Annotated in this window: 11 protein-coding genes; 6 read left to right on the top strand and 5 right to left on the bottom strand. The window is 73.3% G+C overall.

Annotated elements, in window-relative coordinates:
- Nucleotides 1–34: 34 nt before the first annotated feature.
- Nucleotides 35–634 carry a GTP cyclohydrolase I FolE gene (folE, locus tag N8J89_RS12620; RefSeq protein ID WP_283664522.1) on the bottom strand — a complete coding sequence of 200 codons (600 nt, stop codon included), beginning with the start codon at nt 632–634 and terminating at the stop codon, nt 35–37.
- An 85-nt stretch (nt 635–719) separates the two neighbouring features.
- Here folE and N8J89_RS12615 point away from each other — a divergent pair, with 85 nt between their 5' ends.
- Nucleotides 720–1,406, top strand: coding sequence for a helix-turn-helix transcriptional regulator (locus N8J89_RS12615; RefSeq protein ID WP_283664521.1), 687 nt, complete (start codon nt 720–722; stop codon nt 1,404–1,406).
- 6 nt (nt 1,407–1,412) lie between these two features.
- Here N8J89_RS12615 and N8J89_RS12610 read toward each other — a convergent pair whose 3' ends face one another.
- A complete protein-coding gene (locus N8J89_RS12610) occupies nt 1,413–2,762 on the bottom strand; it encodes a M1 family metallopeptidase (RefSeq protein ID WP_283664520.1) in 1,350 nt (449 codons plus the stop codon).
- A 63-nt stretch (nt 2,763–2,825) separates the two neighbouring features.
- Nucleotides 2,826–3,662 carry a chitosanase gene (locus N8J89_RS12605; RefSeq protein WP_283664519.1) on the bottom strand — a complete coding sequence of 279 codons (837 nt, stop codon included), beginning with the start codon at nt 3,660–3,662 and terminating at the stop codon, nt 2,826–2,828.
- A gap of 267 nt (nt 3,663–3,929) precedes the next feature.
- Between N8J89_RS12605 and N8J89_RS12600 the strand changes: the two genes are divergently transcribed.
- Nucleotides 3,930–4,337, top strand: coding sequence for a winged helix-turn-helix transcriptional regulator (locus tag N8J89_RS12600; protein ID WP_283664518.1), 408 nt, complete (start codon nt 3,930–3,932; stop codon nt 4,335–4,337).
- Here N8J89_RS12600 and N8J89_RS12595 read toward each other — a convergent pair.
- Complete coding sequence (locus tag N8J89_RS12595; RefSeq protein ID WP_283664517.1) at nt 4,317–5,870, bottom strand: MFS transporter; 1,554 nt, start codon at nt 5,868–5,870, stop codon at nt 4,317–4,319. The two genes, N8J89_RS12600 and N8J89_RS12595, sit on opposite strands and share 21 nt — an antisense overlap.
- Nucleotides 5,871–5,922: 52 nt before the next feature.
- Here N8J89_RS12595 and N8J89_RS12590 point away from each other — a divergent pair, with 52 nt between their 5' ends.
- Together N8J89_RS12590 and N8J89_RS12585 are read left to right on the top strand one after the other, a co-directional pair.
- A complete protein-coding gene (locus N8J89_RS12590) occupies nt 5,923–8,394 on the top strand; it encodes an ATP-binding protein (protein WP_283664516.1) in 2,472 nt (823 codons plus the stop codon).
- A gap of 10 nt (nt 8,395–8,404) precedes the next feature.
- Nucleotides 8,405–9,559 carry a glycosyltransferase gene (locus N8J89_RS12585; RefSeq protein ID WP_283664515.1) on the top strand — a complete coding sequence of 385 codons (1,155 nt, stop codon included), beginning with the start codon at nt 8,405–8,407 and terminating at the stop codon, nt 9,557–9,559.
- Here N8J89_RS12585 and N8J89_RS12580 read toward each other — a convergent pair.
- Nucleotides 9,546–9,905 (bottom strand): FKBP-type peptidyl-prolyl cis-trans isomerase, encoded by a 360-nt coding sequence (locus N8J89_RS12580; protein WP_283664514.1) that lies wholly within the window; start codon nt 9,903–9,905, stop codon nt 9,546–9,548. The two genes, N8J89_RS12585 and N8J89_RS12580, sit on opposite strands and share 14 nt — an antisense overlap.
- Nucleotides 9,906–10,452: 547 nt before the next feature.
- Between N8J89_RS12580 and N8J89_RS12575 the strand changes: the two genes are divergently transcribed.
- The gene (locus N8J89_RS12575; protein WP_283664513.1) at nt 10,453–10,794 is read left to right on the top strand and encodes a hypothetical protein; all 342 of its coding nucleotides are present in this window, start codon (nt 10,453–10,455) and stop codon (nt 10,792–10,794) included.
- Nucleotides 10,787–14,314 (top strand): hypothetical protein, encoded by a 3,528-nt coding sequence (locus N8J89_RS12570; protein WP_283664512.1) that lies wholly within the window; start codon nt 10,787–10,789, stop codon nt 14,312–14,314. The genes N8J89_RS12575 and N8J89_RS12570 overlap by 8 nt, the downstream gene beginning before the upstream one ends.
- Nucleotides 14,315–14,324 lie beyond the last annotated feature (10 nt).

Below are 14,324 nucleotides of genomic sequence, written 5' to 3'. Positions count from 1 at the left end.
CCGGCAGGGGCGCGGTCGCCCGCGGAACCCCGGTTCAGGTGCGCAGCCCGCTGAGGGCGAAGAACTCCTGGCGGGAGGCCGGGTTCTCGCGCAGCACCCCGTGCAGGGCCGAGGTCACCGTGCGCGAGCCCGCCGCACGCACGCCGCGCAGGGCCATGCACAGGTGTTCGGCCTCGATGACCACGCCGACTCCCTTGGGAGACAGGTGTTCCTGGAGCCAGTTGGCGATCTGTTTGGTGAGGCGTTCCTGGACCTGGAGGTCGCGGGCGAAGAGCTCGACGACCCGGGCCAGTTTGGACAGGCCCAGGATGCGTTCGCCGGGCAGGTAGCCGACGTGGGCGCGGCCGTGGAAGGGCAGCAGGTGGTGTTCGCACAGGGACTGGACCGGGATCTCCTTGGCCAGCACCAGTTCGTCGTAGCCCTCGTCGTTGGGGAAGGTGGTCAGGTTGAACTCGCGCGGGGTGAGGAGCTCGGCGTAGGACTGGGCGACGCGGCGCGGGGTGTCGGCCAGGTGTTCGGTGCCAGGGTCCTTGCCCAGGGCGGTGAGCAGGTCGGCCACGGCCTTCTCGGCGGCGGGCAGGTCGATGTCGTCCCGGCCGTGAATGACGCGCAGGCGACGGTGCGGAGAAGCCATGGCGCCCTCCTCTAAAATCGACTTTGGCTGACTTTAGAAGGAGCCTCGAGGTTCCGTCAACGCCGATTGGTTTTAGACTGGGGGGATGGCTGACTCTCTGGACGCGCGGGTGGCCGCGGTGGCGGCGTTGGAGGAACCGACCCGGCGCCGGGTGTACGACCACGTCGCGCGTCAGGGCGAGGCGGTGACCAAGGACGAGGTCGCGGGCGCCTGCGACCTGCCGCGCACGACCGCGGCCTTCCACCTGGACCGGCTGGCCGAGCAGGGGCTGCTGGACGTGGTCTTCGAGCGGCGGACCGGGCGCAGCGGGCCGGGCGCCGGGCGGCCGGCGAAGCTGTACCGGCGGTCGGCGCGGCAGGTGGAGGTGACCCTGCCGGAGCGGCGGTACGAACTGGCCGGGCTGCTGCTCGCGGCGGCGGTCGAGGACGCCGAGCGGACCGGGGAGACGCCCAGGACCGCGCTGGACCGGCGGGCCGAGGAGCTCGGGCGGAGCCTGGGTGAGGCGGCGCGGGCGGACAGCAAGCAGGCTGGGGCCGGTGCCGAGTCGGTGCTGGCGGTGCTGGAGCGGCACGGGTTCGAGCCGCGGGTGTCCGAGGACGGGATCGCGCTGGGCAACTGCCCGTTCCACTCGCTCGCGCACGCGCACACCGCGCTGGTCTGCGGGATGAACCTGTGCCTGCTCAGCGGCCTGCTGGCCGGGCTGGGCGCGACCGGGGCGCGGGCCGAGCTGGCTCCGGCGGCCGGGCACTGCTGTGTGCGCGTGCGGCCGTAGCGAGGGTCAGGGTTTCAGCGGGCCCGGCCACAGGTACTCCTCGGCCGGCACCGTCGAGCCGCGGAACCAGGCGGCGAAGAAGCCGTCGAGGTCTTGACCGGACACCTCCTCCGCCAGGGCCTCGAACCGCGGCCAGGCGGCGTAGTTCCCCCGGTTCACCCGCGTCCACCGCTGGAGCAGCCGGTCGAAGGCGGGTTCGCCGAGCTGGTGGCGCAGGGCGTGCAGCGCGAGCGGACCCTTGTTGTACATGGTGATTCCCGGCGCCACACCCGGTTGGTAGAGCGGCTCCCAGAAGGCGGGGTCGGCGCGTTTGGCGGCGATGGTCCGGCGGTAGCGCTCGTCCAGGTCGGCGCCGTCCTTGGCCTGCTGCCAGAGCCAGGGCGCGTAGGAGGCGAAGCACTCGGACAGGCAGCTGTCCGCCGGCAGCCTGGGCGCGGCGGAGATGCCGAACCACTGGTGCGCCTGCTCGTGCACGACCGTCTCCATGGTCATGTACCGCTGGTTGCCCGCGCCGAGGTACACCGGCCGGGTCTGCGGGGCCGTGGCGGGCGCGTCGTCGCTGACCTGGAGGAAGACGTTGCCCGCGGCGTCGAAGGGGTAGCGGCCGAACTTCGCGGACAGGAAGGCGAGGATCTCCGGGAGCCGGTCGGCCAGCGGTTTGGTGGTCGCGCGCAGGCCCGGCGCGTAGGCGGTGACCACCGGGGTTCCGTCGGGCAGGTGGCCGCGCTCGGTGCTGAACCGGTCGATGGACACGGTCACGTGGTCGGGGTCGACCGCGGGCTCCGCCCAGTGGAAGGTGGTCGACCCGGCCTCCCGCCGCTCCCGCCCGACCGAGACCACGCCCCAGTCCGCAGGCACGGTCATCGCCAGGCGGAAGTCCGCCTTGTCCCTGGCGCGGTCGCGGACCGGGAGCCAGGCCCGCGCGCTGCCCATGAACGCGGTCGCGCCGCCGGAGGTGGTGGCCAGCCAGCCGGGGCCGGGGGTTCCCGCGTAGTCGACGCGCACCCGGAAGCCCGCGCCCTGGCCGATCCTGGCCGCGGGTTCGATGACGAGCTCGTCGTTGTCGTTGTGGGAGAAGGACTTCACCGGCGCCGAGTCGACGGTGACCGAGGTGGCCCTCGGCCCGGCGAGGTGGAGGGTGAGGCGGTCGAGCGCGCTGCCGGCCTTGGCGCTGAGCACCGTGGTGCCGCGCAGGGTCGTGGTGCCGGGCTGGTAGTCCAGGGTGAGGTCGTAGCCGGTGACGTCGAGGGGTCCGGCGGCCGCCGTGCTGGGTGCCGCCACCGCGCCGGTGAGCACGGTGGCGGCCAGCAGGCTGCCGATGGGTCGGCGAAGTCGTTGAACCGCAAGGGGAATCATGGACTTCACCGTCGTCCGGACTTGTCCCCGTCGGGTGGCGGGGATGTCCCGGTCTTGTCGCGGTTACTTGATGGAGAAGGAGTCCCCGTAGACCTTCCAGTTCAGCGGGGTGTTGAGGTCGAAGTTCTTGTTCTTCACGAACACCCGCTGGGCGGTGTCCACGCGGCTGGTGTCCTCGTGCGCGGCTTCCTGCTTCATCGCCCACACCCTGGCGTCCAGGTAGGCGTTGAGGTAGGTGGTCTCGTCGCCGCCCTGGGCCGGGGGCTTTGCCTTGGCCAGCGCGCGCTTGCGGATGTTGGTGAAGCTGGTCTTGTCGCCGCCGTCGCCGTGCATGACGATCGCGTCGTAGTAGATGAACTGGCCGAGGGCGCGCAGGCCGTCCTGCTGGGCGCGGGTGACCGCGGGGGTGAAGTAGACCCGGTCGCGTTCGTCTTCCTGGGCCTTCTGGAAGACCTTGTCACCGGCCGCGGTGCGCCAGTCCTTGGGGTAGTCCGGGTCCAGGCCCTCGTGCGAGGCGCTGCCGTCGACCTTCTTCAGCGCGGGCAGGTACTTGGCCAGGATGTTGCCGGGCTTGCGCCTGGTGTACTCCTGCACCAGTTCCAGCATGTCGTGCGTGCCGGAGCAGAAGCCGATGATGCCGGCGGTGTAGCCGCGGCCGTCCTTGATGTCCTCGATGTACTTGAACTGGGCCCGCCAGTCCAGCGAGGAGTTCTCCGCGCTGGAGACGATCTTCATGGCGATGTCCTTCTTCGCCGGGTCGGCCAAGCCGGGCGCGGCCGCGGTCGCGCTGCCGGGGACCGGGGAACCGGCCTGTGCGGACGTGCTCGCGGCACTCAACGCTAGACCGGCCACGGCGATCGCGGCGAGCGCGCGGATGTGCCACCTGGACGCGTTGCGCATCGAGGGTCCTCCTAGTCGGGCAGGGATGGTGCATTCCGAGGGCGGCGGAGGTGCTTCGCACAATCGTTTGGACCGCGACGGGAGCAGGAGTTCCCGGCGCGAGCTAATTAGTAAGGAAGGTAGCCTAACTTCCGTGGGGGAAGGGTAGCCACCTCCCGTCGACAGCGGCAAGACTCTGCTCGCAGATGGCGGCACAAACCGCGCGATACCACCCAATACCGGCCAATTCACCGTCGGCGTAGGGTCGGCACAGAAGGGGGTGGCGGCATGTCCGGGACGAACGCACAGGTGCCCGCGGTGCTCGCGCACGAGCTGCCCCGGCCGGTGCCGCTGGCGGAGCTCGCGGCCTGTCCGGTCGGGGACGTGTTCCGGCGGGTCGGCGACAAGTGGAGCGTGCTGGTGGTGATCCTGCTCGGCGGGCGGCCGCACCGGTACAACGAGCTGCGGCGCTGCATCGAGGGCATCAGCCAGCGCATGCTCACCCGCACCCTGCGCGGCCTGGAGACCGACGGCCTGGTCCGGCGCGAGGTGCACCCGACGGTGCCGCCCACCGTCGAGTACAGCCTCACCCCGCTCGGCCGCTCGCTGCTGGAACCGTTGTCCGCCTTGGCCGAATGGGCGGTGCGGCACGAGCCGGAGATGGCCGCCGCCCGGTCAGCCGCGACGGGCGGCTGACTCCTCAGGGGTGCCGTAGCCGGAGCCGCCGAGGGTGCCGATGTGCCGCAGCACCACGGCCGCGAGCAGGGCCAGCAGCACGATGCCCGCGCCCGCGGTCAGCGCGGCGGTGTTCAACCCGGTGATGGCGGCTTCCTTGGCCTGCCGCAACAACTCCGGCGGCAGCTGGGCGGCCACCGAGTGCGCTCCGGGCAGGCTGTCGCGCAGCGGGTCGGCGACGCCGGACGGGAGGCCGGCCGGAAGGTGCGGGGTGAGCTGGGCGCGGTAGGCGGCGGTGGCCAGGGTGCCGAGCAGGGCGACGCCGAGGGCCAGGCCGAGCTCCTGCACGGTCTCGGTCAGCGCGGCGGCCGCGCCCGCGTTCGCCGGCGGCGCGGCCCCGACCACCAGGTCGGTGCCCAGCGCGGCGATCGCGCCAAGGCCCAGGTAGACCAGGCCGAAGCCGAGCACCACCGGCACGACCTCCTCCGGCTGGCGGACCTGGGCCAGCAGCAGGTAGCCGACCGCGGAGAGCAGCAGGGTGCCCGCGACCACGTGGGCGGGGCGGATCCGGCGGGCCAGCAGCGGGGTGGCGATGGCCGCCAGCAGCATCATCAGCGCCGGTGGGCCCATCCAGGCGCCCGCGGTCAGCGGCGGCAGCGCGGCCACCAGCTGCAGGTGCTGGGTGACCAGCAGCATCACCCCGCCGACGCCGATCAGGCCGACGGTCAGGATGCCCAGCGCGGCGCTGAAGGTGCGGCCGGTGAACAGGCGCACGTCGACCAGCGGGTCGGGCAGCCGGAGCTGGCGGCGGACGAACAGCACCGCGCAGGCCGCGCCGAGCAGCAGCGCCAGCCCGGTGGCCAGGTCGGGGCCGGACTTGGCGGCGTGCTTGACCGCGAAGATCAGCGGCAGCAGGGCCAGCAGCGAGAGCGCGACGCTGACCAGGTCGAACCGGCCGGTGGCCGGGGCGCGGTGTTCCGGCAGCAGCAGCGGCGCGGTGACCAGCAGCAACGCCACGATCGGCACCGCGACCAGGAAGGCCGCGCCCCACCAGTGGTAGCGCACCAGCAGGCCGCCCACCACCGGCCCGGCGGCCATGCCCAGCGCGAACGCGGTCACCCACAGCCCGATCGCCAGCGCCCGCTGGGCCGCGTCCGGGAACAGCGTGCTGACCAGCGCCAGCGTGGAGGGCATCAGGGTGGCGCCGGCGATGCCCAGGGCCGCCCTGGCCGCGATCAGCAGCTCGGCGCTGGGCGCGTAGGCGGCGGCCACCGACACCAGGCCGAAGGCCACCGCGCCGATCATCAGCAGCCTGCGCCTGCCGATCCGGTCGCCAAGGGTGCCCATGGCGATGAGGAACCCGGCGATCAGGAACCCGTAGGCGTCCATGATCCACAGGACCTGGGTGCCGGTGGGGTTCAGGTCGGCGGCCAGGCTCGGCATGGTCAGGTACAGCACGGTCACGTCCAGGCCCAGCAGCGCGGTGGGCAGCGCCAGCACCGCGAGCCCGGCCCACTCCCGCGGACCTGCCTTCCGGGCGGTCAGAACAGTCATGACGGCACCGTGGACGCGGTCGCTGACGAGCCGCTGACGATATGCTGAGCCCATGCGCTACGGGGTCCTCGGCCCGCTGGTCGTGTGGGGGCACGACGGCGACGAGCTGCCGGTGCCCGAGGCGAAGGTGCGCGCGCTGCTGGCGAACCTGTTGCTGCACAACGGCGGCCCGGTGCCGGTGGACCGGCTGCTGGAGGACCTGTGGGACGGGTGCCCGCCGGGCAGGCCGGTGAACGCGTTGCAGGCCAAGGTTTCCCGGCTGCGCCAGGTGCTCGGCCGGGACGAGGTGCTGCACCAGCCCGCCGGGTACCGGCTGCGGCTGGCCGCGGACCAGCTGGACGCGACGCGGTTCCAGGAGCTGCTCTGCCGCGCGCACACCACCGCCGAACCGCGCGCCAGGGCGGAGCTGCTGGCCGGGGCGCTGGACCTGTGGCGGGGCGCGCCCTACGCCGAGCTGGCCGACGCGCCGTTCGCCCGCGCCGAGATCGCCCGGCTGGTCGAGCTGCGGCTGACCGCCCTGGAAGACCTGGCCCTGGCGCGGCTGGACCTGGGTGAGCAACCCGAGGGCCTGGCCGAGCTGGTGGCGCGCTATCCGCTGCGGGAACGGCCGCGGCTGGCCCTGATGCGCGCGCTGTACCGGGCCGGCCGGCAGACCGAGGCGCTGGACAGCTTCCAGGACCTGCGACGCCGGCTGGACGAGGAGCTGGGCGTGGCCCCCGGCCCGGAGATCATGGCTCTGCACCAGGCGATCCTGCGACAGGAGCCCGCACTCGCCGCGCCCCGGCAGGGCCGGACCAACCTGCCCGCGCCGGTGACCGAGCTCGTCGGCAGGCAGCAGGCGATCGCCGAGCTGCGCGAGCTGCTGGCCGAGGGCTCCGGTCACCGGGCGGTGTCGCTGGTCGGGCCGGGCGGGGTCGGCAAGACCCGGCTGGCCGCGGTCGCCGCGCACGGCCTGGCCGAGCACTGCCCGGACGGGGTCTGGCTGGTGGAGCTGGCCGGACTCAGCCCCGGCGCCACCACTGAGGACGTGGCCGAACGGATCATCGCCACACTCGGCCTGTGCGAGACCACCACCGCCGAACCCGCCCCGGCCGGCAACGCGCGCTGGCTGGGCCAGGCCCTGGCCGGGCGGAAACCGTTGCTGCTGCTGGACAACTGCGAGCACCTGGTGGAGCCGGTCGCCGCCCTGGTCGCCGACCTGCTGGCCACCGCGGCCGGGGTGCGGGTGCTGGTCACCAGCCACGAACCCCTGGACATCCCCGGCGAGCTGGTGCGCCCGGTGCCGCCGCTGGCCGTGCCGGACGCGGTCGAGCTGTTCCACCGGCTGGCCGCCGCGGCAGGCTGCCCGCTCGATCCGGCGGCCGAACCCGCGGTGGCCACCATCTGCCGCCGCCTGGACGGCATCCCACTGGCCCTGGAGCTGCTCGCGCCCCGGCTCCGCGTGCTCAGCCCCGGCCAGCTGGCCGAGCGGCTGGACGACCGGTTCGCCCTGCCGGTCGGCAACGGCCGGGGCCGCCCGGCCCGGCAGCAGACCCTGCGCGCGATGATCGACTGGAGCTGGGAGCTGCTCACCGAGCCCGAGCGCACGGTGCTCAGCGAACTGGCCGTGCACCCCGACGGATGTGTGCTGCCCGCCGCGGTGCGGATGTGCGCCGGTACCGGCATCCCGGTGCTGGAAGTGTTGTCCCGCTTGGTTGATCGCTCCCTGGTGGTCCGGGACGGGGAACGGTTCCGGCTGCTGGAGTCGGTGGCCGCCTACTGCCTGGACCGCCTCGCCGAGTGCGGCGAGCTGACGGCGGCCCGCGCCCGGTTCACCCGCTGTTACCTGGACCTGGCCGAGCACGCCGAACCCCGCCTCCGCGGCCCGGAACAGCGCCACTGCCTGGACGTCCTGGACGCCGAGACCGTGAACCTGCGGCGCGCCTTGGAGATCGCGGGTCCGCTGGCACTCCGGCTGGCGAACTCCCTTGCCTGGCACTGGTTCCTGCGCGGCCGCGTCAGCGAGGCCCGCCGGTCGCTGCGCGCGGCGCTGGCCGCACCCGGTGGCACCGCGGCGGAACGGGCGGTGGCCACCGCCTGGCTGACCGGCTTCGCGCCGCACGCGGCCCCGGCCGGTTTCCCTTCTGGCATCGAGGATCCCGCGCTGGCAGCCCGGCTGCGCTGGTTCCTCGGCGACCGCGACCCGCAGCTGACCGCCGACGACCCCTGGGCAGCCGCGGCGACCCTGCTCGACCACGACCCCGAGGCGGCCGAGGCCCGTTTCCAAGAGCTCGGCGACGGCTGGGGCCTGCTGCGCGCGCACCGGGCCCTGGCCGAGGGCGACCCGGCCCGCGCCAAGGCGGCCCTGGCCATCGCCGAGGACCTCGGCCTGTGGACCGAGGCCGTGGACCTCCTGTGCCTGCTCGGCGACCTCGCGCCCACCGCCGAGGAGGCCCAGCGGTGCTACCGGCGGGCCCTGCGCGTCTCGGTCGACCGCGCCTACCCACGCGGCCAGGCGATGGCCGAGTCCAGGCTCAGCCCGTAGCGTGGCGGCCGTGCGGGTGGCTGTTGTCTCCGGGGGCGAACCCGGCCACGTCTTCCCGGCCATCGCGCTGTGCCTGCGCCTGGCCGAAGCCGGCGACGAGCCGACCCTGTTCACCGTCGGCCGCTGGGTCCAGGCCGCCAGGGACGCGGGCATCCCCACTCCCCCGCTGCCCGACCTGCCCCTGACCGCCGAGGACGACCGCGAGGACCTGGGCCGCTGGCAGCACGAACGCGCCGCCGCGATGGCCCTCGCCCTGGCACCGCGAATCGCCGAGTCCCGCCCGGACCTGGTGGTGTGCGACGTGCTCACCCCCGGCGGCGGCCTGGCCGCGGAACTGCTCGGCCTGCCCTGGGCGAAGCTGTCCCCGCACCCGCTCTACGAACCCTCCCGTGGCCTGCCCCCCGTGGGCAGCGGCCTGGCCGTCGGCGAAGGCCTGACCGGACGGCTCCGTGACACCCTGCTGCGCGCGGCCACCGCCCGCTCAATCCGCCAGGGCGAACGGCAACAAGCCAAGGCCCGCCTCAGCCTCGGCCTGCCCGCCCGGGGCCCCGGTCCGGCGGCCCGGCTGATCGCGACCCTGCCCGCGCTAGAAGTTCCGCGCCCGGACTGGCCTGCCAACGCCCACGTGGTCGGCCCCCTGCTGTGGGAGCCGACCCAGGAACTGCTCACCCCACCGCCGGGAACCGCGCCGCTGGTGCTGATCTCCGCCTCGACCGCGGCCGCCGGAGCCGTCGGCGTGGCGGAGGCGACCTTGGAAGCGTTGCAGGACTTGGGAGTTCGCGCTGTGGTGTGCACCTTCGGACCGCCACCGGCCGGGCTGCCGGAGTGGGCGCGCGCCGGTCTGGGCAGGCAGGACGAGCTGCTGCGCGAGGCGGCCGTGGTGGTGGGTGGCGGCGGCCACGGCGTGCTGGCCAAGGCCCTGGTCGCCGGGGTGCCGCTGGTGATCGTGCCCGGCGGCGGCGACCAGTGGGAGCTGGCCAACCGCGCCACCCGCCAGGGCGGCGCGCTCATAGTCCGCCCACCGGAGCCAACGGCCCTGCGCGCGGCGATCCGCCAGATCCTGGCCGAACCGCGCTTCGCGGCGGCCGCGGCTCGTGCCGCCGCGACCGCCGCCCAGGTCAGCGACCCGGTTCAGGTCTGCCGGAACGCGCTCAGCGCGCGTTGACCAGATCGATCACGAACACCAGCGTCTTGCCGGAAAGCCGGTGGCCCGCGCCTGCCGGACCGTAGGCCAGCTCCGGCGGCACGGTGAGCTGGCGGCGGCCGCCGATCTTCATGCCCGGAATGCCCTGCTGCCAGCCAGCGATCAGGTTGTTCAGCGGGAACTCGATGGTCTGGCCCCGGTTCCACGAGGAGTCGAACTCCTCCCCGGTGTCGTACTCCACGCCGACGTAGTGCACCTCCACGGTGCCGCCGGGGACCGCTTCCGCGCCCTCGCCCAGCACCAGGTCCTTGACCACCAGTTCGGTGGGGGCCGGACCGTCCTGGAAGTCGATCTCGGGCTTGGTCATGCACGGTGTCCCTTCACTTGGCTGCGGATCCCGCCCACCGTAACCGCTGCCGTTTGCCGCCACCGGGCGGCGCGCGTGGGCACCATGGGGCGCATGGCGGTGGCCCCACTCCAGGTAACCGGCGAACGCCGCGCGGAACTCCGGGTCGCCCGGCAGCCCGGCCTCGCCGGCCGCGTCCAGCAGCAGGGTGCCCCAGCGACTCCGCGAGCTCGAAGCCGAAGGCCTGGTGCTCAGGGAAAGCCTGGGCGGAAAGGCGCCGCACTCAGCCCGGCGCTGACCGCCCCGCATGCCTGGACCGATAGCGTGCGCCGAGCCGAAGCATCGGCTGCGAACCCCTGCCATAACGACGCTATGCGATCGCCACCGGAAAAACTCGTTCGAGCGAGGTGTTCGAACCCGGCAGAAGTCCGGCCCAACTCCCGATACGCTGTTCCCTCGTGGGCCTGTCCCTCCCCCCTTTGGCGGGCCCACGTGAAAGGGCGCTGGTCTGCCCATCCCCCCTGGCCGGCCAGCGCCCCCGCGGGAGCGGGCGTGCGAGGGTAGGAGCATGAAGAGCGGTCCGATCGTTCTGATCATCACCTTGCTCGCCGTCGCGGGTTTGCTGGTGTGGCTCGCGGTCATCCGCTGGGAGGACGCCAACAAGATCGCCACCGCCGCCTCGGCCCTCGGTGCGGTGGCCGCGGTCGGCGTCGCGGTGTGGACCGCCCTGCGCGCACCCAAGGCCGGTGGCTCGATCCGCGTCTCCGGCACCGGCAAGGCGACCGCCAGCGGCGGGGGCAGTGCGAACACCGGTTTCCGCGGCAAGTCCGGGACCACCGCCGAGGCCAGGAACACCGGCGAGGCAAAGGCCAACGGTGGTGACGCCAGCACCGGGATCCGGCTTGACTGACCAGCCCCGCCCCCGGCGGGTCGAGGTCGACCACAGCGGCCCGGCCACGGCCAGTGCGGGCGGTTTCGCCAACACCGGCGTGCACATCGGCGACGTCAACCTGCTCACCGGCATCCCGGTGCGCACCAACTACCGGCACCAGGTCCAGCGCATCGCACCCCCGGAACTCGTTGACCGCGACCGGGAACTGGCCGAGCTGGCCGCCTTCTGCACTTCTCCAGAGACCGAGGGCGCCTACCGCTGGTGGCAGGCCGGGGCCTGGTCCGGCAAGACCGCGCTGCTGTCCTGGTTCGTGCTCAACCCGCCGCCCGGGGTGCGACTGGTCTCCTTCTTCATCACCGCCCGCCTGGCCGGTCAGAACAACCGGTCGGCCTTCATCGACAACCTGCTCGAACAACTCCTCGCGCTGCTCGGCGAAACCGTCCCCCCGTTCCTCACCGAGGCCACCCGCGAACCGCACCTGCTGGGCCTGCTGGACACCGCGGCCCAGCTCTGCCGGGACCGCGGCGAACACCTGGTCCTGCTGGTCGACGGCCTGGACGAGGACCGCGGCGTCACCACCGGCCCCGACGCGCACAGCATCGCCGCGCTGCTGCCCGCCGACCCCCCAGCCGGTATGCGGGTGATCGTCGCAGGCCGCCCCAACCCGCCGGTCCCCGCCGACGTCCCGCCGCACCACCCCCTGCGCGCCTGCGAGGTCGTCCGCGCCCTGAACCCCTCCCCCGCCGCCCGGGCCATGCGGCACGAGATGGAGCGGGACCTGCACGGCCTGCTTCGCGGCACCCAGCTCGAACAGGACCTGCTCGGCCTGATCACCGCCGCCGGCGGCGGCCTCACCGGCGACGACCTGGCCGAGCTCGCCGGCTGCTCGGCCTGGGAGGTGGGCCACCACCTGACCACGGTCACCGGCCGCAGCTTCGCCCGCCGCGACTCCTACTACCACCCCGGCGCCGCCCCCGAGGTCTTCCTGCTGGGTCACGAGGAACTCCAGCTCACCGCCCAGGACATGCTCGGCCCCACCCGCCTGACCACCTACCGCGACCGCCTGCACACTTGGGCCGACACCTACCGCGACCAGCGCTGGCCGCCGGGCACACCGGAGTACCTGGTCCGCGGCTACCACACCATGCTCACCGCGACCGGCGACCTGCCCCGGCTGACCGCGCTGGCCACCGATCCGGCGCGGCAGGAACGCCTGCACGACTACTCGGGCGGCGACAGCGCGGCGCTGGCGGAGATCGTCTCGGTGCTGGCGGCCCAGGTCGAGCAGGACCCGCCGGACCTGACCGCGATCACCCGCCTCGCCATCCACCGCGACCACCTCAACGACCGGCACAACGACATCCCGGTAGACCTCCCGGCGGCCTGCGCGATGGTCGGCCAGGTCCACCGCGCCGAGGCGTTGCTGCGGTTCCTCACCTCGTCGGACTGCGTCGACGGGCGGATCTCGCTCGCGGAGGTCCTCCTCGCCCGGGGAGATCGTGCTCGGGCGGCCAACCTGTTGGAGGAGGCCACGGCACTGGCCCGCGCCAGTCGCTTCAGCGCCCTGCTGTCGGTGTGGGCGGCATTCACCAGGATCGGCGATGAGCACCGGGCGGCTGCCCTGATGGCGGAGATCGAAGACCGGGTGTCCGCGGCGGACCGGCCCTGGCGGCTGGTCGACATCGCGGCGGCGCGTTCCCGATGCGGCGAGGTAGCGCAGGTCGCCGAGATCATTGCCGATGCCGAGCCGGAGGTCCGGGCCGTCGCCGACCCGGCGGATCGGGCCACGCTCCTGATTGAGCTCGCCGAGATCCGCGCCCGCACCGGTGATCTGGACGGGGGGCGACGACTCGCCGAGGAGACCGGTGCGCTGCTGCCGTCGCTACCCGAGGACGAACAGGACGAGCGGCGGAAGAACCTGGCCGGGGTGCTGGCGAGGTGCGGAGACACCCGGCAGGCCGCCACGGTCGCCGCCGACATCCCCGACCCGCACCAGCGCGACGGCGCTCTGTGTGAGATCGCCGTCGCGCTCGCCCGCGAGCACGACCTGCTGGGGAGCCGAGCGGCGATCCTGGGCATCACCGACCCCGCCACGCGGGCCGAAGCACTAGCGAGGGTCGCCCCGGTCCTGGCCGACTGCATCTCCGAGGCCATCGCCCTCGCCAACACCATCGAGGAGAGCTACGACAGGTCGGTCGCGCAGGCACAAATCACCAAGGCTCTGGTGCGGCTCGACGACCTGGACCGCGCCGAGGACATCGCCCGCGCCATCGAGGACTCCGGGATCAACGCGGCCGCGCTGGTCTCCGTGGCGCTGGCACGGGCGCGCCGGGGAACGGTGGACCAGGCGTTCGCGCTGACAAACGAGGCGTACACGCGGATCCGGACCCGTGGTGACCGGTTCCGCCAAGCGGAGACACTGCTGGCCACCGCCAATGCCTGCCTCAAGGCCGGGAACAACGCGCGGGCCGCCGCTCTCGTCCGCAAGGCCGAACCGCTGGCCAGGGGTGGCGATGACGGTGTCGGCCGCGGGTTCCTGCTGTGTCAGCTGGCCGCCGCCCTGCTCGAGGCGGGCGAGTTCGACGAGGCCAGGGCGTTCGCCGCCAGGGTGCCCGCGGACTGGCGGGATGTGGCGGCCACCAGCCTCGTGGACAGCCTGGTCGAGGCCGGTGACCTGCCGCGGGCAGAGGAGATCGCGCGGACCATCCCCACCCAGCGGGCCAGGTACTGGTGCCTGCTGGACATCGCGGACGCGCACCTGGCACCAAGTGCGGCCGAGCTGATCGACGAGGTCGACTCCACCGCGGACCGCGAGGAGGACGAGTCCGCGGAGGAACTGCTCGCGCGGATGGGCGACAGCATGGCCAGGCACGAGGGCCCGCGGGCGGCTGAGCTGGCCGAGCGGGCCGTCACCGTCGCGCGGACCCTGACCGTGCACCGGGTGCGGGTCAACGCGTTGACCTCGGCCGCATTGGGACAGGCCAGACTCGGTGACCAACGGCGATCCAGGGCGCTGCTGGCCGAGGCGGAGCGGACCGCCGGGGACACACCCCCCAGCGACAGTTTCAGGGCGTGGGCCGAGATCGTCACCGGCTATGCCACCGTGGGTGAGTTCGACCGGGCCGAGGCGCTGGTCCAGGAAATGCTGGACTACATCTACCAAAACCAGGCGTTGGCCGCGTGTGTCCAACTGCTGGTGGAGCATGGTGATCCCCGTCGTGCCGAGCACCTCGTGCAGGGCATGACCACGCCGGATGCCCGGGTGCGGTCGATGTTGTTGCTGGCCGGAGCCCAGTCGCACCCCGACCGGCGCGACCGCTTGGTCCAGGAGGCGGAACTGGCCGCGTGCAGGGCCGAGCACCTGATCGCGATCGCCGGGTTCCTGCTCGACCACCACGCGCCGGAGCGGGCGGCACCCCTGATCGCGCGGGCGATCCAGGAGCACCAGCTGGACGTCTCGGTAGGTGAGCTGGCCAGGGTGCTGCCCAGCGCGGTCGACGTTATCGAAGCCGAGCTTGATGTGGTGCGCGGCGACTGACCGCCGCGCA

The organism is Crossiella sp. CA-258035 (assembly GCF_030064675.1).
Taxonomy (GTDB): Bacteria; Actinomycetota; Actinomycetes; order Mycobacteriales; family Pseudonocardiaceae; genus Crossiella.
Note: the sequence above shows the minus strand (reverse complement) of the source record. Positions and strands in the feature narration are given on the sequence as shown.